The sequence below is a fragment of the Actinokineospora alba genome, from assembly GCF_004362515.1.
GTDB classification, from domain to species: Bacteria; Actinomycetota; Actinomycetes; order Mycobacteriales; family Pseudonocardiaceae; genus Actinokineospora; species Actinokineospora alba.
On sequence record NZ_SNXU01000001.1, the window covers coordinates 5,860,350 to 5,877,528 of the forward strand.

General features: G+C 69.2%; 19 protein-coding genes. 12 read left to right on the forward strand and 7 right to left on the reverse strand.

Annotated features, from left to right (window positions below):
• Positions 1–2 precede the first annotated feature (2 nt).
• The 5 genes from C8E96_RS26740 to C8E96_RS26760 all read left to right on the forward strand — a co-directional run bounded on the left by C8E96_RS26740 (position 3) and on the right by C8E96_RS26760 (position 5,191).
• Entirely contained in the window at positions 3–818 is an 816-nt protein-coding gene (locus C8E96_RS26740; protein ID WP_091369771.1) for an ABC transporter ATP-binding protein, read from the forward strand.
• On the forward strand, positions 815–1,675 hold the full coding sequence (locus C8E96_RS26745; protein WP_091369773.1) for an ABC transporter permease: 861 nt from the start codon (positions 815–817) through the stop codon (positions 1,673–1,675). The genes C8E96_RS26740 and C8E96_RS26745 overlap by 4 nt, the downstream gene beginning before the upstream one ends.
• Before the next feature lie 6 nt (positions 1,676–1,681).
• A complete protein-coding gene (locus tag C8E96_RS26750; protein ID WP_091369775.1) occupies positions 1,682–2,857 on the forward strand; it encodes an ROK family transcriptional regulator in 1,176 nt (391 codons plus the stop codon).
• Between the two features lie 92 nt (positions 2,858–2,949).
• Positions 2,950–4,290, forward strand: coding sequence for an LLM class flavin-dependent oxidoreductase (locus C8E96_RS26755; RefSeq protein WP_091369777.1), 1,341 nt, complete (start codon positions 2,950–2,952; stop codon positions 4,288–4,290).
• Positions 4,291–4,735: 445 nt separating this feature from the next.
• The gene (locus tag C8E96_RS26760; RefSeq protein ID WP_133794809.1) at positions 4,736–5,191 is read left to right on the forward strand and encodes a hypothetical protein; all 456 of its coding nucleotides are present in this window, start codon (positions 4,736–4,738) and stop codon (positions 5,189–5,191) included.
• A gap of 2 nt (positions 5,192–5,193) precedes the next feature.
• Here C8E96_RS26760 and C8E96_RS26765 read toward each other — a convergent pair whose 3' ends face one another.
• Together C8E96_RS26765 and C8E96_RS26770 are read right to left on the reverse strand one after the other, a co-directional pair.
• Positions 5,194–5,865, reverse strand: coding sequence for a response regulator (locus C8E96_RS26765; RefSeq protein ID WP_091369782.1), 672 nt, complete (start codon positions 5,863–5,865; stop codon positions 5,194–5,196).
• Positions 5,862–7,439 carry a sensor histidine kinase gene (locus C8E96_RS26770; RefSeq protein ID WP_091369784.1) on the reverse strand — a complete coding sequence of 526 codons (1,578 nt, stop codon included), beginning with the start codon at positions 7,437–7,439 and terminating at the stop codon, positions 5,862–5,864. Before C8E96_RS26770 ends, C8E96_RS26765 begins: the two co-directional genes overlap by 4 nt.
• Positions 7,440–7,601: 162 nt before the next feature.
• On the opposite strand from C8E96_RS26770, the gene C8E96_RS26775 reads away from it, so the two are divergent.
• The 5 genes from C8E96_RS26775 (at position 7,602) to C8E96_RS26795 (ending at position 12,294) form a co-directional block, all read left to right on the forward strand.
• Positions 7,602–8,591: a Bug family tripartite tricarboxylate transporter substrate binding protein gene (locus tag C8E96_RS26775; protein WP_091369787.1), complete on the forward strand. Its 990-nt coding sequence runs from the start codon at positions 7,602–7,604 to the stop codon at positions 8,589–8,591.
• Between the two features lie 5 nt (positions 8,592–8,596).
• Positions 8,597–9,148: a tripartite tricarboxylate transporter TctB family protein gene (locus tag C8E96_RS26780; RefSeq protein ID WP_091370194.1), complete on the forward strand. Its 552-nt coding sequence runs from the start codon at positions 8,597–8,599 to the stop codon at positions 9,146–9,148.
• A 1-nt stretch (position 9,149) separates the two neighbouring features.
• Positions 9,150–10,658, forward strand: a complete 1,509-nt coding sequence (locus tag C8E96_RS26785) for a tripartite tricarboxylate transporter permease (protein WP_091369789.1) — start codon at positions 9,150–9,152, stop codon at positions 10,656–10,658.
• Positions 10,659–10,846: 188 nt separating this feature from the next.
• Positions 10,847–11,485 carry a hypothetical protein gene (locus C8E96_RS33560; protein WP_091369791.1) on the forward strand — a complete coding sequence of 213 codons (639 nt, stop codon included), beginning with the start codon at positions 10,847–10,849 and terminating at the stop codon, positions 11,483–11,485.
• Positions 11,486–11,835: 350 nt separating this feature from the next.
• Complete coding sequence (locus tag C8E96_RS26795; protein ID WP_091369793.1) at positions 11,836–12,294, forward strand: DUF4383 domain-containing protein; 459 nt, start codon at positions 11,836–11,838, stop codon at positions 12,292–12,294.
• Positions 12,295–12,355: 61 nt separating this feature from the next.
• On the opposite strand, the gene C8E96_RS26800 is transcribed toward C8E96_RS26795, so the two are convergent.
• The 4 genes from C8E96_RS26800 to C8E96_RS26815 are packed head-to-tail and all read right to left on the reverse strand — an operon-like array spanning position 12,356 to position 14,254.
• Positions 12,356–12,616: a DUF4235 domain-containing protein gene (locus C8E96_RS26800; protein ID WP_091370196.1), complete on the reverse strand. Its 261-nt coding sequence runs from the start codon at positions 12,614–12,616 to the stop codon at positions 12,356–12,358.
• 5 nt (positions 12,617–12,621) lie between these two features.
• Positions 12,622–13,155, reverse strand: a complete 534-nt coding sequence (locus C8E96_RS26805) for a DUF3618 domain-containing protein (RefSeq protein ID WP_091369796.1) — start codon at positions 13,153–13,155, stop codon at positions 12,622–12,624.
• A complete protein-coding gene (locus C8E96_RS26810) occupies positions 13,152–13,559 on the reverse strand; it encodes a phage holin family protein (protein ID WP_091369799.1) in 408 nt (135 codons plus the stop codon). The genes C8E96_RS26805 and C8E96_RS26810 overlap by 4 nt, the downstream gene beginning before the upstream one ends.
• Positions 13,560–13,588: 29 nt before the next feature.
• Complete coding sequence (locus tag C8E96_RS26815) at positions 13,589–14,254, reverse strand: TetR/AcrR family transcriptional regulator (RefSeq protein ID WP_091369801.1); 666 nt, start codon at positions 14,252–14,254, stop codon at positions 13,589–13,591.
• 84 nt (positions 14,255–14,338) lie between these two features.
• Here C8E96_RS26815 and C8E96_RS26820 point away from each other — a divergent pair, with 84 nt between their 5' ends.
• Complete coding sequence (locus C8E96_RS26820; RefSeq protein ID WP_091369804.1) at positions 14,339–15,211, forward strand: metal-dependent hydrolase; 873 nt, start codon at positions 14,339–14,341, stop codon at positions 15,209–15,211.
• Between the two features lie 84 nt (positions 15,212–15,295).
• Positions 15,296–16,273 carry an oxygenase MpaB family protein gene (locus C8E96_RS26825; RefSeq protein WP_228769641.1) on the forward strand — a complete coding sequence of 326 codons (978 nt, stop codon included), beginning with the start codon at positions 15,296–15,298 and terminating at the stop codon, positions 16,271–16,273.
• Positions 16,274–16,563: 290 nt separating this feature from the next.
• Here C8E96_RS26825 and C8E96_RS26830 read toward each other — a convergent pair whose 3' ends face one another.
• Positions 16,564–17,175 (reverse strand): TetR/AcrR family transcriptional regulator, encoded by a 612-nt coding sequence (locus C8E96_RS26830; protein WP_166658135.1) that lies wholly within the window; start codon positions 17,173–17,175, stop codon positions 16,564–16,566.
• Between the last annotated feature and the right edge of the window lie 4 nt (positions 17,176–17,179).

Genomic DNA, 17,179 nt, shown 5'->3' on the forward strand with positions numbered 1-17,179 from the left:
CCATGACCACCCATATCAGCTTCCACGGTGTCACCAAACGGTTCCCGGTGAAGGACGGCCGGTCCCGCACCGAGTTCACCGCGGTGGAGGGGGTCGACCTCGACATCGCGCGTGGCGAGTTCGTCGTCCTCGTCGGGCCGAGCGGCTGCGGCAAGTCCACCCTGCTCGACCTCCTCGGCGGGCTCACCACAGCCAGCGAAGGGCGGATCCTGCTCGACGGCGAACCCGTCACCGGACCGGGACTGGACCGGGGAATCGTGTTCCAGCAGTACGCGCTGCTGCCGTGGCGGACCGCGCTCGGCAATGTCGAGTTCGGACTGGAGGCCACCGGGGTGCCGCGCCGCGAGCGGGCCGAGCGGGCACAGGGATTCCTGGACCTGGTCGGACTGACCGGGTTCGAGCGGCGGCACCCGCACGAGCTGTCCGGCGGGATGCGCCAGCGGGTGGCGATCGCCCGCAGCCTGGCCTACGACCCGGCCGTGCTGTTGATGGACGAGCCGTTCGCCGCGCTCGACGCGCAGACCCGCGAGTCACTGCAGGACGAGCTGCTGCGGATCTGGGAGCGCACCGGCAAGACGATCGTGTTCATCACCCACTCGATCGACGAAGCTGTCTACTTGGGACAGCGCGTCGCCGTGCTCACGTCCCGACCAGGCAGGATCAAGCGGATCGTGCCCATCGACCTCGGGACCCGCACCACGCAGACCGACCTGCGCTCCAGCCCGGAGTTCGCCCGCTACCGGCACCAGGTCTGGGAGCTGCTGCAAGACGAAGTCACCCGCGCACAGCAACAGGAGAAGGAGGTAGTCGGAGCATGAGCGCACCCACCCTCACGCGACCCAGGCCCACGACGGCCACCCCCGCGGTTCCATCCTTTGTGGACAAGCGGCCCGGCGTGCCGCGCCGGATCGGCGGCGCTTTGCTGACAGCGTCGAGCAAGGTCGTGGCGATCCTGGCGTTACTCCTGATCTGGGAGACCGCGCCCCGCCTCGGCCTGGTCGACGCGACGTTCCTGCCGCCGTTCTCGGAGGTGGCGGCCGCGTGGGTCGAACTGCTCGGCAACGGCCAGCTCACGACGAACGCGCAGGCCAGTCTTGTGCGCTCGTTCACCGGCTTCGGGCTCGCGGTGCTCATCGCGGTTCCGCTGGGCCTGCTGATCGGCTGGTACAAGCCGGTGGCGAACCTGCTCGGCCCGTTGCTGGAGGTGTTCCGCAACACCGCGGCGCTGGCGCTGCTGCCGGTGTTCGTGTTGCTGCTCGGCATCGGGGAGACATCGAAGATCACCATCGTGCTCTACGCCTGCACCTGGCCGATCCTGCTCAACACGATCAGCGCGGTGCGCGGCGTCGACCCGACCCTGCTGCGGCTGGCGAGGTCGATGGACCTGTCCGGAATCCGCCTGTTCCAGAAGGTGATCCTGCCCGCGTCGGTGCCCACGGTGTTCACCGGCATCCGTCTGGCCGGAGCGGTCTCGATCCTGGTGCTGGTGGCCGCGGAGATGGTCGGGGCCAAGGCCGGACTCGGCTACCTGATCAACGCCTCGCAGTACAACTTCGCCATTCCGCAGATGTACGCCGGGATCATCACGATCTCCGTGATCGGGGTGACGTTCAACCAGCTCCTGGTCGCCCTGGAACGCAGGTTCACCTCCTGGCGCGTCCCCGTCGGGGCCTAGGAACGCATGCGGGCCGTCAGCGCACCTGACCGCCGCCGCTTGACCAGTGCGGCGGTGATGCTGCGCGCCGTCCTCGAACACGGCCCCACCGCGCGCAGCACCATCGCCCGCCTCACCGGCCTCAGCCCCGCGGCGGTCACGCGCCAGTTCACCGCGCTCGCCGACCTCGGTCTCATCACCGAGGCGGCGGACGCGCTCATCTATCGCGGTGTCGGCAGGCCGCATATCCCCGTCGACATCGACCTCGACCGGCACCTCGTGCTCGGCATCCACATCGCCCACGACCACAGCACCCTCGCCGCGCTCGACCTGCGTGGTCGGATCCGGGCCCAGCGGAGACTCCCCCACGCGAGCACCGATCCCGCGCGGGTACTCGCCGTCGCGGCCCGTGAACTCACCGCGTTGCGGAGAAAGGAGGTGCCCGGTCGGATCCCGCTCGGTCTCGGCGTCGCGGTCGGCGGCTGGGTCGACCCGGACGACGGCGTGTTGGTGCACCACGCTTCCCTTGACTGGCACGACGTTCCGGTCCGCTCGCTGCTCACCGCCGACACCGGGCTGCCGGTGCGGCTGGACAGCCACGCCCGTGCCCTCGCCCGCGCGGAACAGCTCTTCGGCGCGGTCCGCGGGCAGTCATCGGTCGTGCATCTGTTCGTGGGCAACGTGGTCGACGCCGCGATCGTGACCAGCGGTGAGGTGCACCGCGGCCCGCGTTCGGCCGCGGGCGACGTCGCGCATCTCGCTCTCGGCGACCCGACGGTGCTGTGCCCGTGCGGGAGGCGCGGGTGCCTGGAGGCCACGGTGTCCGACCGCGGGTGGGCGGCGCGGGCGATGGCCGAGGGGATCATCGATCAACCGTCCATCGTGGACCTGGTGGCCGCCGCGCGAGCCGGAAAGACCACCGCTCGCGAATCGCTGGCCGAGCGGGCCCGGACGGTGGGCCGGGCGGCGGCGATGCTGTTCGACATCCTCAACCCGGAGGTGTTGGTGGTGACCGATTACGCCGCCATCGAGCTGCCCGGGTACCTGCAAACCATCCGCGGCGAGGTCGGCCGCCCGGTGCGGGGCAGCAGTTTCCCCGCCGACTCGGTACTCGGCGTCGCGGCCGGAGCCGCGCTCCTGGGCGAGATCTACGCGGATCCACTGTCGCTTCCGGACGGTGTTCCATTCAGTGGGCGGACTTAATTTCAGGCCGCGCAATGTTGTCGTGGCCGGTCGGCCGCGGCGATAGTCAGGATGACCATTCACCGCATCTGGACTGTCTTTTGGAGTGCCGCATGGCTGAGCGGAAACTGCATCTCAACGCCTTCCTCATGGGGGTCGGCCACCACGAGGCGGCCTGGCGACACCCGAGGACCGACGTGTCGGCGCTGGACAGCGTGGCGCACTTCCAGAACCTCGCGAAGATCGCCGAACGAGGAACCTTCGACTCCGTGTTCCTCGCCGACGGCGTGCAGATCTGGGGGGATGTGCGGCACAGCATCGCCAACCGGTTCGAGCCGGTCACCCTGCTGACCGCGCTGGCGGCGGTGACCGAGCACATCGGACTGATCGCCACCGCGTCGACCGGCTTCAGCGAGCCGTACAACTTGGCACGGCTGTTCGCGTCGCTGGACCACATCAGCGGCGGCCGGGCGGGATGGAACATCGTCACCACCGCGGGCGACCGTTCCGCGCAGAACTTCAACCGCGACACCAACTTCGAGCACGCCCGCCGCTACGAGCGGGCGGCGGAGTTCCTGGAGGTCACCACCGCGTTGTGGGACAGCTGGGAGGACGACGCCCTGATCGTCGACCCGGCGGCGGGTGTGTACGCCGACGACACCAAGGTCCACGAGATCAACCATCGCGGTGAATGGTTCTGCGTGCGCGGCCCCCTCAACGCGACCCGCAGTCCGCAGGGCAGGCCCCTGTTGGTGCAGGCGGGTTCCAGCGAGGACGGCAAGGCGTTCGCCGCCCGCTGGGCGGAAGCGGTCTTCACCGCCCAGCAGACTTTCGAGGACGCCACAACCTTCTACACCGACCTCAAGCGTCTCGTGGCGAAGGCGGGCCGCGCACCGGAACACCTCAAGGTCCTGCCCGGCATCGTCCCCGTGCTCGGCGGCACCGAACAGGAGGCCCGCGCACTCGCCGAGGAACTGGACGACCTGATCATCCCGACCCGCGCGGTCCGGCAGCTGACGGAGATGATCGGCATCGACCTGACCGACCACCCCCTCGACGAACCACTTCCCGCACTCCCCCCGGTAAGCCACATCAACGGCGCCAAGAGCCGCTTCGAACTGGTCCGCGACCTGGCGGAGCGGGAACGCCTGACGCTGCGGCAGTTGTTGGCACGGCTCGGTGGTGGACGCGGTCACCAGGTGGTCGCGGGAACCCCGGAACAGATCGCCGACCACATCGAGCTGTGGTTCCGCAATGGGGCCGCCGACGGTTTCAACGTGATGGCACCGCTGCTGCCTTCGGGCTTGGAGGACTTCGTCGAGACCGTGATCCCGCTCCTGCGCTCACGCGGCCTGTTCCGAACGGAGTACGAGGCGAAGAACCTACGCGGCCACTATGGGTTGCCACGACCGGAGAGCAAGTTCGCCAAGCAACCCCTGGCGACCGTCGGATAGCCGCCACGCGACCGCCCTTGAACCGGGGAGGGAATGAGGGCTGCCTCCACGCGAGCGAACGATACGCAACGAGCAACAAAAGGTGCCGGGCCCATCAGGACGGCCTGTTTGGGTGGTTCGCCTTGATTCGGGGGAAATGGGGCTAAACTCGCGGTGCGGGTGGGGTTCCTTCGCCCCGCCTTTTGACCCGCACAGCCCCATTTCAAGGGGTCCCCGAATCAAGGCGAACCACCCAAACAGGCACCCAAGAACCCTGACCGGGCCGATACCGAGAAGCCAGCAGAGCCCGCCACCACCCAAAGCACCACCATGAACGACCGCGCGATCGGAACCACCGCAGCCCCCACCCTTCCCGGGGGGACTGCCCTTGGCCAGTCTATCGGGGGTGGGCGACAAGAGCGGCGGTTCTGAGGTGGCCTGTGGACAACTTGTGTAGCCCACACAGGTGAAATCCGCGAAGGTCGGGCATGGAAGCAAGGCCACTCCATCAGGACATCAATGCTCGTTCCCAGCGTCGCGGTGCTGGCCGAGGCCGGTCACCTTCGAGGCACGGTTCTCCGATAGCAAAGGTCGTCTGCGCGGTCGTGAGGACGATGCGGAAGAAGGCGTGACTGGCCGGTCTCCTACTGTCCCCTCGGCGCCCTCACCCAGACTGATCGACGGATCCGGCCCCCAAAGTGGCCCCAAATCTTTTGTCTGGGCGAACCTCATCGATGGCTGGCTGGCCCACATTCGCCGCGAAATCTTCGAGCACGTCAACTTCCACCTCGCCCTGATCGGTTTCGAGGAGGCCGGGGAAGCCTACGCACGTGAGCTCAACGGGGTCGTGCCCGAAGAGCGCTGGGCCGGGTACCTACTCCCCCACCAAGGAAAGCTGCTCTACGAGCCGGCCAACCGCTGACCTCAGCCAGTCCACCGATACCGTCGCTCCGGCCGCCCAGTCCCCCCATACCGCAACCGAACCTCAGCCCGCCCAGTGTCCACAAAGTGCTCCAAATACCGCCGAGCACTCACCCGAGACAACTGAGCCACCGCAGCACATTCGGCAGCCGACATGTCCTCCGACGAAGAAGCCCGCAACACCTGCTCGACCAACTCAGCCGTCTGCGCAGTCAACCCCTTGGGCAGGTTGGTGGACCCCCGAGGCCGAGACCCGAACACCTGGTCCACATCGGACTGCCCTGCGGTCGACAACGCCCCCAGCTTCGTATGCAGGGAAGCGAAGTGCTGCAACTGGTCATACAAAGCCGGATACGTGAACGGCTTGATCAAATAGTGCAGCACCCCACCGCGCATCGCCCCGCGCACCGTGTCCACGTCGTTCGCCGCGCTGATCACGATCACATCGGTGTCGTCGTGGCCCGCTCGGAGGTGACGCAGAACCGTGAGCCCGTCCATGTCCGGCAGATAGATGTCGAGCAACACCAAGTCCGGCCGCAGCTCCCGCACCAGCCGAAGCGCGTCCGCACCCGTGTGCGCCACGCCGACGACCTCGCAACCAGGTGTCCGGGTGACATACCCGCTGTGCACCTTCGCGACCATGAAGTCGTCGTCGACCACCAGCACCCGGATCACGCGGGCACCTCCAGCGGCAGCGTGGCTGTGAACACCGCTCCATCAGCGTTGTGCACCGAGACCGTGCCGTGCCGCCGGACGCAGGTCTGCCGGGTCAGCGCCAGGCCCAGGCCCCGCTGCCCGCCCTCCTCCGCCGCCTTCGTGGTGAACCCGTGCCGGAACACCTCCTCGACGATCTCCGGCGCCACCCCCGGCCCGGAGTCGCGAACCGTCACCGCCACCTCCGTCGAACCGTGCCGGATGTCGACCTCGATCCACCCGGGCCCGTCGGACGGCTGCCCGCGCAACGCGTCCAGGGCGTTGTCGACCAGGTTGCCCAGGACGGTCACCAGGTCGCCGGACAGGGCGTCGTCCACATCCCCCAGTGTGCTCGACGGCGACAGGCGCAGGCCCACCCCCTGTTCCGCGGCCAGGCTGGCTTTCGCGATGAGCAGGGCGGCGACCGCGGCGTCGGCGATCCGGCCGCTGACCTCGGCGTGCCACTGGTCCTGGGTGGCGCTGACCCGGTCGACATAACCCCGCACCTCGTCGTACTCGCCGAGTTCGATCAGGCCCGCGATGGTGTGCAGCCGGTTGGTGAACTCGTGTGCCTGCGCCCGCAGCGTCTCGGTGATGTTGCGGTTCGCGTCGAGCTGGTCCTGCAGCTGGACCAGCTCGGTGCGGTCCCGCAGGGTGACGACGGCGCCCAGGGACCGGCCATCGCGGGCGATCGGCATGCGGTTCATGACCAGTACCCTGCCGCGCCGCAGGCCGATCTGGTCGGCGCCCGTCGCGCGGCCGGTGAGGACGTCGACCAGCCGGTCGTTGAGGTCGAGTTCGTCCACCGTGCGCCCCACGGCGTCCGGGGGCAGCGACAGCAGGCTGCGCGCCTGGTCGTTGACCAGCGTCACCCGGTGCTGCTGGTCCAGGCCGAGCACTCCCTCACGGATGCCGTGCAGCATCGCCTCGCGGTGTTCGACCAGCCCGGTGATCTCGTGCGGCTCCAGCCCAAGGGTCTGCCGCTTGACCCACCACGCCAGCCACAGCGATCCGGCCACGCCGAGACCGGTGGCGATCCCGAGCAGCACCACCAGGTTGCCCGGCGAGTCGACCAGCGCCTGCCACAGGCTCGGCTGCTCGCGGCCCGCGACCACGATGCCGATGATCTCGCCGTTCTTGGTGACCACCGGGACATGCGCGACGACGGACCCGTCGATCACCCCGACCCAGGACCGCCCCTCAGCCACCGTGCTGGCCCCGATGGGCAGCGGCAGCCCGTCCTGCCTCGGGTCAGAAGAGGTCAGGACCACCAGGTCGGCCCGGGTGATGACCACCGAGTCGGCCCCGGACAGCGCCCGCCCGGACTCGGCGAACGGCGCCAGCGTCTCGTGCCGGGCCGGGTCCTCCAGGGCCGAGCGCAGCCCCGGGTTGGCCGCGACGTCCTCGGCGACGCCCAACATCCGCCTGCCCTCGGTGTCGCGGAAGGACGCCGACGCCTGGGCGATGCTCACCGCCGCCACCGCCACCAGCAGGACCAGCACGATCCCCAGCTGCAGCACGAGGAGCTGACGCGCCAGCGAGCCCTTCTTGCCCATGCGTCACCTCCGGCCACGTCGACGGGCCTTGAGTGTGGCCCCCGATACGCGCGCGTGCACGTGAACACAACGACCACAACGATCTATGCGGCCGCAATGCAGACGTAACCGGCGTGACACCGCACGATTCGGGGAACTTGGCGAAGAGAGGCAGGGATCACAATGAGGCTGCGCAAGCTGCTCCCGCTGGCCGCGGCACTGGTCGTCGCGGCGACCGGGACCGCGTGCACCCAGGCGGGCGGCACCTCCGGCGGACAGAACAGAGTCACCGGGTTCCGCGTCATGGTGCCCAACACCCCCGGCGGCGGGTACGACGTCACCGCGCGGACCTCGGCCAAGGCCATGGAGGAAGCGGGCCTGGCGCGCAACGTCGAGGTGTTCAACCTGCCCGGCGCGGGCGGCACCGTCGGCCTCGGCAGGCTCGTCGGCGAGAAGGGCAACGGCAAGCTGGCCATGCAGATGGGCCTGGGTGTTGTCGGCAGTGTGTACACGAACAAGTCGCCGTCGACGCTGCAGGACACCACGCCGATCGCCAAGCTGATCGAGGAGCCCGACATCGTCGTGGTGTCGAAGAACTCGAAGTACACCGACATCAAGCAGCTCATCGAGGCGTGGAAGGCCGACCCCGGCGCGGTGCCGGTGGGCGGCGGCTCCTCCCCCGGTGGCCCCGACCACCTGGCGCCGATGCTGGTCGCCGACGCGATCGGGCTGGAGCCGAAGAAGGTCAACTACGTGCCGTTCGACGGCGGCGGCGAGCTGCTGGCCTCCGTGCTGGGCAACAAGGTCGCCTTCGGTGTGTCCGGTGTCGGCGAGTACATGGACCAGATCAAGGCAGGCGAACTGCGGGTCCTCGCGGTCACCAGCAAGGACCGGGTGTCCGGTGTGGACGCGCCGACGCTCAAGGAGTCCGGTGTGGACGTCGAGTTCACCAACTGGCGCGGCGTGGTGGCCCCTCCCGGCATCAGCGACGCCGACAAGCAGGCCATGATCGACCTCTACACCAAGCTGCACGCCTCGGAGCAGTGGAAGCAGGCGCTGGCGAAGAACGGCTGGCACGACGCCTTCTCCACCGGTGACGAGTTCGCCTCCTTCCTGCAGAAGGAGAACGACCGGGTCGGTGGCGTGCTCAAAGCGCTCGGCCTGACGGCGTGAACACCATGACCGAACACGAGACCGGGTCGGCCGCCCCCGCGGCGGCCGACCCGGCCCCGGCGGGCGCCCGGCAGTGGCTGCGGGAGCACTCGGAGCTGGGGGTCGCGGTCGTGCTGCTCGCCTTGGGCGGGCTGGTGGTCGTCGACGCGCTGTCGATGTCCACGTCGTTCGCGCAGCGCGGGCCGGTCGGGCCGCGGGTGGTCCCGCTGGCCGTCGGCGGCCTGCTGATCGCCATCGCGGTCGCGCTGACCGTGGACGTGCTGCGCGGCGGCAAGGGCGAGGCCGAGGGCGGCGAGGACGTCGACCTGTCGACCCCGCCGGAGTGGCGCACGGTGCTGCTGCTGGCGGCGGCGTTCATCGCCAACATCGCGCTGATCGACCTGGTCGGCTTCCCGATCTCCGGCGCCATCCTGTTCTGGGGCTCGGCGTACGCGCTGGGCAGCAGGCACTGGGTCCGCGACCCTGCGATCGCGGTGGTGCTGTCGGTCTCGGCGTACCTGCTGTTCCAGAAGCTGCTTGGCGTGCCGCTGCCCGGCGGTCCGCTCGAAGGGATCTGAGATGGACACCCTGTCCAACCTGATCGAGGGCTTCGCGACCGCGCTGACCCCGACCCACCTGCTCCTCGCCGCGCTCGGGGTGCTGCTCGGCACCGCGATCGGCGTGCTGCCGGGCATCGGCCCGGCGATGGCGGTGGCGCTTTTGCTGCCGCTGACCTACAGCATGGAGCCGACCGGCGCGTTCATCATGTTCGCGGGCATCTACTACGGCGGCATGTTCGGCGGCTCGACCACCTCGATCCTGCTGAACACCCCGGGGGAAACCGCGGCGGTGGTGACGGCGATCGAAGGCCATCCCATGGCTCGCAAGGGCCGCGGCTCGCAGGCACTTGCCGCCGCGGCGATCGGCCACTTCATCGGCGGCATCATCGGCACCACGCTGCTGGTGCTGCTGGCCCCGATGGTGGCGAAGATGGCGGTCAACATCGGCGCGCCGGACTTCTTCGCGATCATGCTGCTGGCCTTCATCGCGGTGACGTCGGTGCTGGGATCGTCGCGGGTACGCGGTTTCGCGTCGCTGGCGATCGGGTTGGCCATCGGCCTCGTCGGGCTCGACCCGATGACCGGCCAGGCCCGGCTGACGTTCGGCTCGCTGCACCTGGCCGACGGCATCGACGTCGTCGTTGTCGCAGTAGGACTGTTCGCCGTCGGCGAGGCCCTCTGGGTCGCCGCGCATCTGCGGCGCACCACCGGAAAGCCCATCCCGGTCGGCCGTCCCTGGCTCAGCCGCGCGGACCTGTCGCGGTCGTGGCGGCCGTGGCTGCGCGGCCCGGTCATCGGGTTCCCGTTCGGCGCGGTCCCCGCGGGTGGTGCGGAGATTCCGACGTTCCTGTCCTATGTGACCGAGAAGCGGCTTTCCAAGCACCGCGAGGAGTTCGGCCACGGCGCGATCGAGGGCGTCGCCGGTCCGGAGTCGACGGCGAGCGCGTCGGCGGCGGGCACGCTCACGGCGATGCTGACGCTGGGCCTGCCGACCACGGCGACCGCAGCGGTGATGTTGGCGGCGTTCCAGCAGTACGGCATCCAGCCGGGCCCGCTGCTGTTCCAGCGCGAGTCGCAGCTGGTGTGGGCGCTCATCGCGAGCCTGTTCGTCGGGACCGTGCTGCTGCTGGTGTTGAACCTGCCGATGGCTCCACTGTGGTCGAAGCTGCTGCGCATCCCGCGCGCCTACCTGTACGCGGGCATCCTGTTCTTCGCCAGCGTCGGCGCGTACGCCGTCAGCGGCGATGTGTTGGACTTGGTGCTGCTGTTGGTGATCGGGCTGCTGGGATTCATGATGCGACGCTTCGGCCTGCCGGTCCTGCCCGCCATCATCGGCGTCATCCTGGGCCCCAACGCCGAACAGCAACTACGCCGCGCGCTGCAGATCAGCGACGGACACCTCAGCGGCCTGGTGAACACCACTTTCTCGGTCACCGTGTACGCCATCATCGCGGTGATCCTGCTCTGGCCGCTGTTTGGCAGCGTCATCACCCGTTCCCGCACGCGAACGCCCGAAAGTGTCAGTTAGACAACCTTCAGCGGTGGTACCCGTCTCTATCTCTGCAGCGCTCAGGTGTGAACGGCCCGTAACAGGGTAGTCCGAATGGGCGATTGCCTCACTAGAGGCTGTTACAGCTGGAGGTCACCATGCGCGTGCGAAACATTCTCACAACGGTTGTTCTGAGTGGCGCGCTCGTCGGCGGTCCAGGGTTGGCCATGGCCTGGGCGGAGCAGCCGGAAGACAGACCCGGCAACGTGGGTCAGGGTCAGTCCGGCCAGGTTCACGGCAAGCCCGCCCCGGCGGACACCACTGTGCCGCAGCCCGCGTCCAATGCGGACTTCAGCGGCCACGGCGCCAACACCCACGGGCCGTATGACTCCACTCGGGACGGTTCGCCATCCGGCAACGGTAACGGCGGCGGCGAAGCCGTCGGCAAGCCGTGCGCGGGTTGTGTCGGCAAGGCCGACAACAAGAACCCGAAGGGCCAGCTCCCCGGCCCGCAGGACGGCAACAAGGGCTATGAGTGCGACAGCAACCACGGCATCGGCCGGAGCAACCCGGCGCACACCGGTTGCAAGTCGACCACCACGACCACCACGCCGCCGACCACCACGATTACTACAACCACCACCACGTCGACCACCACCGGCACCACTTCCGGCCCGTCGACCGCCCCGGCACCGCAGCCTGGCATCAACCCGGCCGCGGGTTCCGCCGCAGCGGGCACGACCGCGGGCACCACGTCCCTCGCGGACACCGGTGTGAACATCGGCGTGCCAGTGGGCGCGGGCCTTCTCCTGCTGGGCGCGGGATCCGGCCTGATCGTGCTGAGCAGGCGCAGGCTGGCCGACTGACATTCATTTCTCTCGACCAAACCACACGCGACCGGATGGCCAAACCATCCGGTCGCGTTTTCATTGCCAGCGCCCCAAACCACCACGCCACGCCCCGCCCCGCCCACGGATCCCAATCCCCTCCAGCCCAAGCACCCACCCCGCTCGGTCGCGGTGACGTTTCGGGGGTCCCGCACGAACACGCCATCGAAGTTGGCAGTGTTCGTGCGGGACCCCCGAAACGTCACCATCAAAGCGACCGAGCCGCGCCGCCGAAGGCGGCGCCATGTCACAGCGCCATGTCACAGAGCCATATTTCCGTCCACTTTGGGTACTCCAGGTGCACGATCCACCACACGAAGGGGTACGCCATGGCACACCCACTACCTCAGCAGACCACCCGAACGCCGGTGCAGTTGGCCGCCATGGTGGTCTCCGCGGTTTTCCTGATCGTCGGTATCGCCGGGTTCATCCCCGGTCTGACCACTGAATACGACGGGATGACCTTCGCCGGACACGAGTCCACAGCGATGCTGCTGGGCGTGTTCCACGTGTCGATCCTGCACAACATCGTCCATCTGCTCTTCGGCGTCGCCGGTCTGGCGATGGCGCGGACAGCGGCAGGTGCCGGGGCTTTCCTGGTCGGTGGCGGTGTGATTTACCTGGTGCTGTGGGTCTACGGCCTGGTCATCGACCACAACAGTGCCGCCAATTTCGTCCCGGTGAACACCGCGGACAACTGGCTGCACCTGCTGCTGGGCCTGGGCATGCTCGCACTCGGGCTCGCGCTCGGCAGGCGCCGTATGGCGGTTTCCGACGCCAAGATCTGACCCGCGCAGCGAAAGTGAAGGGGCCTTGGACACCGTGTCCAAGGCCCCTTCGCTGTGCGGGTCAGTCGTCGAGGTGTTCGCCGGTCAGCTTCCGGTAGCCCTTGGCTCCCGCGCGGTCGATGCCCGCCTTGACCACCCCGAAGATCGCGCCCTGCAGCAGCGCCGCGAGGAGCACCTCTCGGGTGCGGTGGTCCGGGGAGGTCGCCTCGGGGGCTTCGTCCTCGCCGGAGACGCCGCGCCAGACGCGCTTGAACAGTGCGGCCGCGACGAGTCCGCCGAGGGCGCTGATCAGCATGCTCAGGGGTCGGTAGAGCAGCTTCATCGCGCTCACCTCGCCCGGCGGCGGGTGATCAGGGCGATCAGCGCGCCGATCAGCAGTCCGATCGCGCCCGCCTGCACCGGCTTGCGGCGCACCAGCGCGGTCACCTGACTCAGCGGGTGACTGCCCGACGGGTCGTCGGCCCGGTGCCGCACGGCATCGATCCGGCCGTCCACGCCGCCATCCCAGGCATCGATCTCGCCGTCGTCGGCGCGCGCCTTGCGGTTCGCCATGCCCTCGACGCGTTCCTTCACCTCATGGGCCTTGTAGTCGGCGCGCTGCTTAACCTCATGCGCCTTCTCCGAGGCCGCTTCCTTGACCTCGTGCGCCTTCTCCGCGGCCGCTTCCTTGACCTCATGGGCTTTCTCGGTGGCCCGCTCCTTGAGTTCCTGGGCCTTGTGCACGGCCCGGTCCTTGACGTCGTGGGCCTTCTCCTCGGCCCGCCGCTTCACCTCGGTCTTGGCCACGAGCGCGTCCACGGTCTCGGCGAGATCGCCGCGCACCCGCTGGATGTCCTCGCGCAAGTCGTCCGGTCGGCTCATCGGTGTGCACCCTCCTTGATCGCCTCGAAGTCGCGCCGCGTGCTGCGGATCGCCTGCTCCGGGACCGGCGGGGTGGCGTGCTTGAGCTTGCGCATCCCGATCAGCCCCAGCACGCCCGCGATCAGCAGCAGCACGCCGCCGACGATGAGCGCGGCGGCCCACACCGGCAGCACCAGCGCGAGGGCGGCGATGGCGGCGATGACCAGCGCCGCGACGCCGAACCACGCCGTGACACCGGCGGCCCCGCCCAGCGCGGCGCCACCGCCCGCTTGTTTGCCTTTCTCTTTCAGTTCGTCGGTGGCGAGGGCGAGCTCGTCGCGCACGAGTCGCGAGACCTGCTCGCCCAGTCGCCCCACCAACTCCCCGGTGGACAGTTCAGCGACACTGCGATTGGGCTCGTTCATGCCGTCGGAATACCCACGACCGGCCGAAACTACGCCTCGACGAGGGGCTGAAGCGCCGGGTAGCGGGTCAGGAAGGCGTCCGCGGCCATCGCGGCGAACTTGAGCACACGCTCCGGCGGGTACTCCTCGGGCGCTTCCAGGAGCAGCCTGCCCATCTCCTCCGCGACCCGGACCAGGCTTCGCGCGAGGAGGACGACGTCGACGTCGGCGGCGTTGCCCCGGCCGCGCAGGAACCGCCGGGCCACCCCCGCGAACTGCGTCATCACCGCCTGCTCGCCTTGGCGGCGGTACTCGCGCACCGGAGCGGGGACCGCGCCGACCGGAAGCAGGATGGCCCGCCAGGTCGCGGGCCGCTCCAGCACGGCGCCGACGAGCGCGCGGCAGACATCGGCGAACCACTTCGCCGGGTCGGCGACGTCGACCGGCAGCGCGGCGGCCGCGGCGAGCTGGCCGAGCGCATGCCTGGCCTCGCGGTCGAGGAGGTCCTTGAGCAGGTGGTGGGCGTCGGTGAACTGGCCGTAGACGACCGGCCGGGTGACGTCGCAGGCCTTCGCCACGGCGTCGATCGAGACAGCGGCGAGACCCCGGGTGTTGATGATCTCCAGCGCCGCGTCGAGCAGCTGCTCGCGACGTTCGGCCGCGGGCATGCGCGGCGCGTACGGGCGCTTCCCGGTCGCTTCCTTCGTCGCGGTCACCGGAGCAGTCTAGCCTTGTTTTGCTACACCACTGTAGCTAAAGTCCCTGTGACGGCAGGTCACACCTTTCTCACGGGAGCGCGCATGAGCACCGAACCGACCCCGAAGCCCGTGCCGCGCGTGCGCCGCATCCGGTTCGCCTATCCCACGGGCGCACTGGACCGGCACTTCGTCAAGAAAGAAGGCGAAGGCGAGGGCGACCTGGTGATGAGCCACATCGTCGCCGTGCTCTCGGCGATGTTCCCCGAGGGCGAGGACTTCTTCGTCCGCTCGGTGCGGCGCTACGCCGACAAGGTCGACGATCCGGACCTCAAGGCCCAGGTCGCCGGGTTCATCGGGCAGGAGGTCACGCACGGGCGCGAGCACCGGGCGCTCAACGAGCGGCTGCAGGAGATGGGCTACCCGACCCGCCGGGTGGACCGCCGCACCAAGATCGGCCTGGGGCGGGCCGAGCAGAAGCTGCCGGGCCTGAGCTGCCTGGCGATGACCGCGGCCCTGGAGCACTACACGGCGGCGCTGGCCGAGACCCTGCTGACCGACGAGCGCGCCCAGCGGCTGCTCGGGTCGACCGAGGTGCGCTCGCTGCTGCTGTGGCACGCGGTCGAGGAGTCCGAGCACAAGGCCGTCGCCTTCGACGTCTACCGCGCCGCGGGCGGGACCGAGCGCAGGCGTATCCGGACCATGCACTTCGTGACCGTCACGTTCATCCTTGGCGTGCTGGGCCACACGCTGCTGTCGCTGCTGCAGGACCGGGCCGCGTACAACCCGGTGCGGCTCGTGCGCAGCATCGCCGCGCTGCGCCACTCGCCTTTCCTGACCCGGCAGGTGTTCCGCCGGATCGCGGCGTACAACCGGCCGGGATTTCACCCCGACGACCACGACAACACCGAACTGCTCGAGCGCTGGACCACCGAACTCTTCGGCGCCGAGGGCAAGCTCGCCGACAAACTTCGCTGATTAGCGCCACCCCTCTAGACAAAGCTACTCCGCTGAAGCATATTTACTACTCCGGAGTAGCAATTGCGGCACGAGGGAGACCCGATGGCAGCCCACGCGCGACAGCCCGAGCCGATGCCCCGACGGCTGGACTACGGGTTCTTCGGTCCCGGCTCGCCGTCGTGGAAGGTGTGGACGAACCCCACCGCGCTGATCGGCTTCCAGCGCGCGGTCGTGTTGGAACACTTCGACCCGTTCCTGACCGCCGCGGTCGCGGACTCCCGGGGGATCTACAACGACCCGTACGGGCGCCTGGACCGCACACTGGCGTACTTCCTGACCGTGGCGGTCGCGGATTCGCGCACCGCCATCGAGGCCTCGGACTTCCTGATGCGCGTGCACGCCAAGGCGACCGGCGTCGAGCCGATCAGCGGGCAGCGCTACAGCGCGAACAACCCGACCTCGCAGCTGTGGATCCACGTCACCGGCTGGCACTCTGTCCTCAAGTGCTACGAGATGTACGGCCCCGGCCTGTCCCCGGAAGAGGAGGACCGGTTCTGGGCCGAGTGCGTCATCGCCGCCGAACTGCAGACGTGCAAACCCGCCGACGTCCCACGCTCACGCGAGGAGGTGCGTGAGTACTACGCCTCGGTGCGGCCCCGGCTGTGCACGTCGGAGCGCGCCAACGAGGGGATGCACTACTTGCTGCACGTACCGTGGGAGAAGGGCATCAGGGCGTGGGGCGGCAGCCGGATAGTCGCGCCCGCCGCGATCGCGACCCTGCCGAAGTGGATGCGCAAGCTGGGTGGGTTCGACCAGTTCGCCGTGCTGGACAAGGCGATCGTCCCCGCCGCCAAGCTGGCGGTGAAGGCCATCGGCAGCCAGATCCGCCCCGACGCGGAGGCGAAAGGCCCCCTCCGCAAGGGAATGCTCGCCGCGACCGGCCTGCTCGGCCCCGCCACCTCCCGGATGCTGGCCATGCACTTGCGTGACGAACCCCCGGTCCGCGCCGAAACCCTGACCCCCGCGCAGGCCCGCGCGCTGTATGGAAAGGGCGCCCACGCCCAAATGGCAGCCCAGTGACCACCCACGACCAACCCACCCGTGAGTCGCCCCTCCTGGGCAGGACAGGACGGGACGGCCCGCCACCCACCCGACCCACGGGGCCAACAAAAGCGCCGGTCGGGTGGTTCGGCTTTATCTGGGGGGAGAAGGACCTAAACTCGCGTGGCGCGGGGCAGTTTCCTCACCCTGCCCGCTTTACCCGCGCAGGTCCTTCTCCGGGGTCCCCAGATCAAGCCGAACCACCCGACCGGCACCCAAACCTCAAGCCGCCCCGGCAGGCAGCCCTTCCTAAGCTGAGGATGGTCAGCTCAACCGACCGACCCGTCCGCCCGCAGGGTCGCGAAATGCTCGGTGAGCATCCGATTAGCCCGACGCCGCAACCGGTCTCGGGTCTCGGGGTCCGATCCGGACAGCAGGCCCATGCCCGCCACCAGGGTGACGAGTCGGCTGACCTCGTGGCGCAGGTCGAGGTCGACGCGCAGTTCACCGTTGTCGACCGCCTCTTTGAGGTGTTGGTGGGCGAGTTCTCCCCAGGCGCGGTAGCCCGCTCCGAACCCGCCCGCCGTCGGCGAGCGCTGCGGGCCGTCCGACCAGAAGGCGAGCCAGACGCGCCAGATGGCTACGCCGTCGGGGTCGGTGGGGAGCAGGCCCATGGCGGCCCGGGTGACGGCGGCCAGACCGCGTCTGCGGCCCACCGAGGCGCGCACCCGCTCGGCGGCGAGTCTGCCGTTGTACCGCTGGATGGCGCCCATCAGCTCGGCTTTGTCCTCGAAGTAGTGCGTGACGGACCCGGTGGTCACCCCGGCCTCGGCCGCGATGGTCCGCATCGTGGCCGCCGCCGCGCCGCGGGTGCTGATCAGGCGCCTGCCCGCGGCGATGATCAGCTCCCGACTACGTGGATCCCGGATCTGTCGCGCCACCACT

Bases quoted from the DNA above. Each gene is read 5' to 3' on its own strand.
- C8E96_RS26825 (WP_228769641.1), top strand. From the start codon at position 15,296: ATGGCAGCCCACGCGCGACAGCCCGAGCCGATGCCCCGACGGCTGGAC.
- C8E96_RS26805 (WP_091369796.1), bottom strand. From the start codon at position 13,155: ATGAGCCGACCGGACGACTTGCGCGAGGACATCCAGCGGGTGCGCGGC.
- C8E96_RS26780 (WP_091370194.1), top strand. From the start codon at position 8,597: ATGACCGAACACGAGACCGGGTCGGCCGCCCCCGCGGCGGCCGACCCG.
- C8E96_RS26810 (WP_091369799.1), bottom strand. From the start codon at position 13,559: ATGAACGAGCCCAATCGCAGTGTCGCTGAACTGTCCACCGGGGAGTTG.
- C8E96_RS26755 (WP_091369777.1), top strand. From the start codon at position 2,950: ATGGCTGAGCGGAAACTGCATCTCAACGCCTTCCTCATGGGGGTCGGC.
- C8E96_RS33560 (WP_091369791.1), top strand. From the start codon at position 10,847: ATGGCCTGGGCGGAGCAGCCGGAAGACAGACCCGGCAACGTGGGTCAG.
- C8E96_RS26745 (WP_091369773.1), top strand. From the start codon at position 815: ATGAGCGCACCCACCCTCACGCGACCCAGGCCCACGACGGCCACCCCC.
- C8E96_RS26785 (WP_091369789.1), top strand. From the start codon at position 9,150: ATGGACACCCTGTCCAACCTGATCGAGGGCTTCGCGACCGCGCTGACC.
- C8E96_RS26775 (WP_091369787.1), top strand. From the start codon at position 7,602: ATGAGGCTGCGCAAGCTGCTCCCGCTGGCCGCGGCACTGGTCGTCGCG.
- C8E96_RS26740 (WP_091369771.1), top strand. From the start codon at position 3: ATGACCACCCATATCAGCTTCCACGGTGTCACCAAACGGTTCCCGGTG.
- C8E96_RS26770 (WP_091369784.1), bottom strand. From the start codon at position 7,439: ATGGGCAAGAAGGGCTCGCTGGCGCGTCAGCTCCTCGTGCTGCAGCTG.
- C8E96_RS26820 (WP_091369804.1), top strand. From the start codon at position 14,339: ATGAGCACCGAACCGACCCCGAAGCCCGTGCCGCGCGTGCGCCGCATC.
- C8E96_RS26800 (WP_091370196.1), bottom strand. From the start codon at position 12,616: ATGAAGCTGCTCTACCGACCCCTGAGCATGCTGATCAGCGCCCTCGGC.
- C8E96_RS26750 (WP_091369775.1), top strand. From the start codon at position 1,682: ATGCGGGCCGTCAGCGCACCTGACCGCCGCCGCTTGACCAGTGCGGCG.
- C8E96_RS26795 (WP_091369793.1), top strand. From the start codon at position 11,836: ATGGCACACCCACTACCTCAGCAGACCACCCGAACGCCGGTGCAGTTG.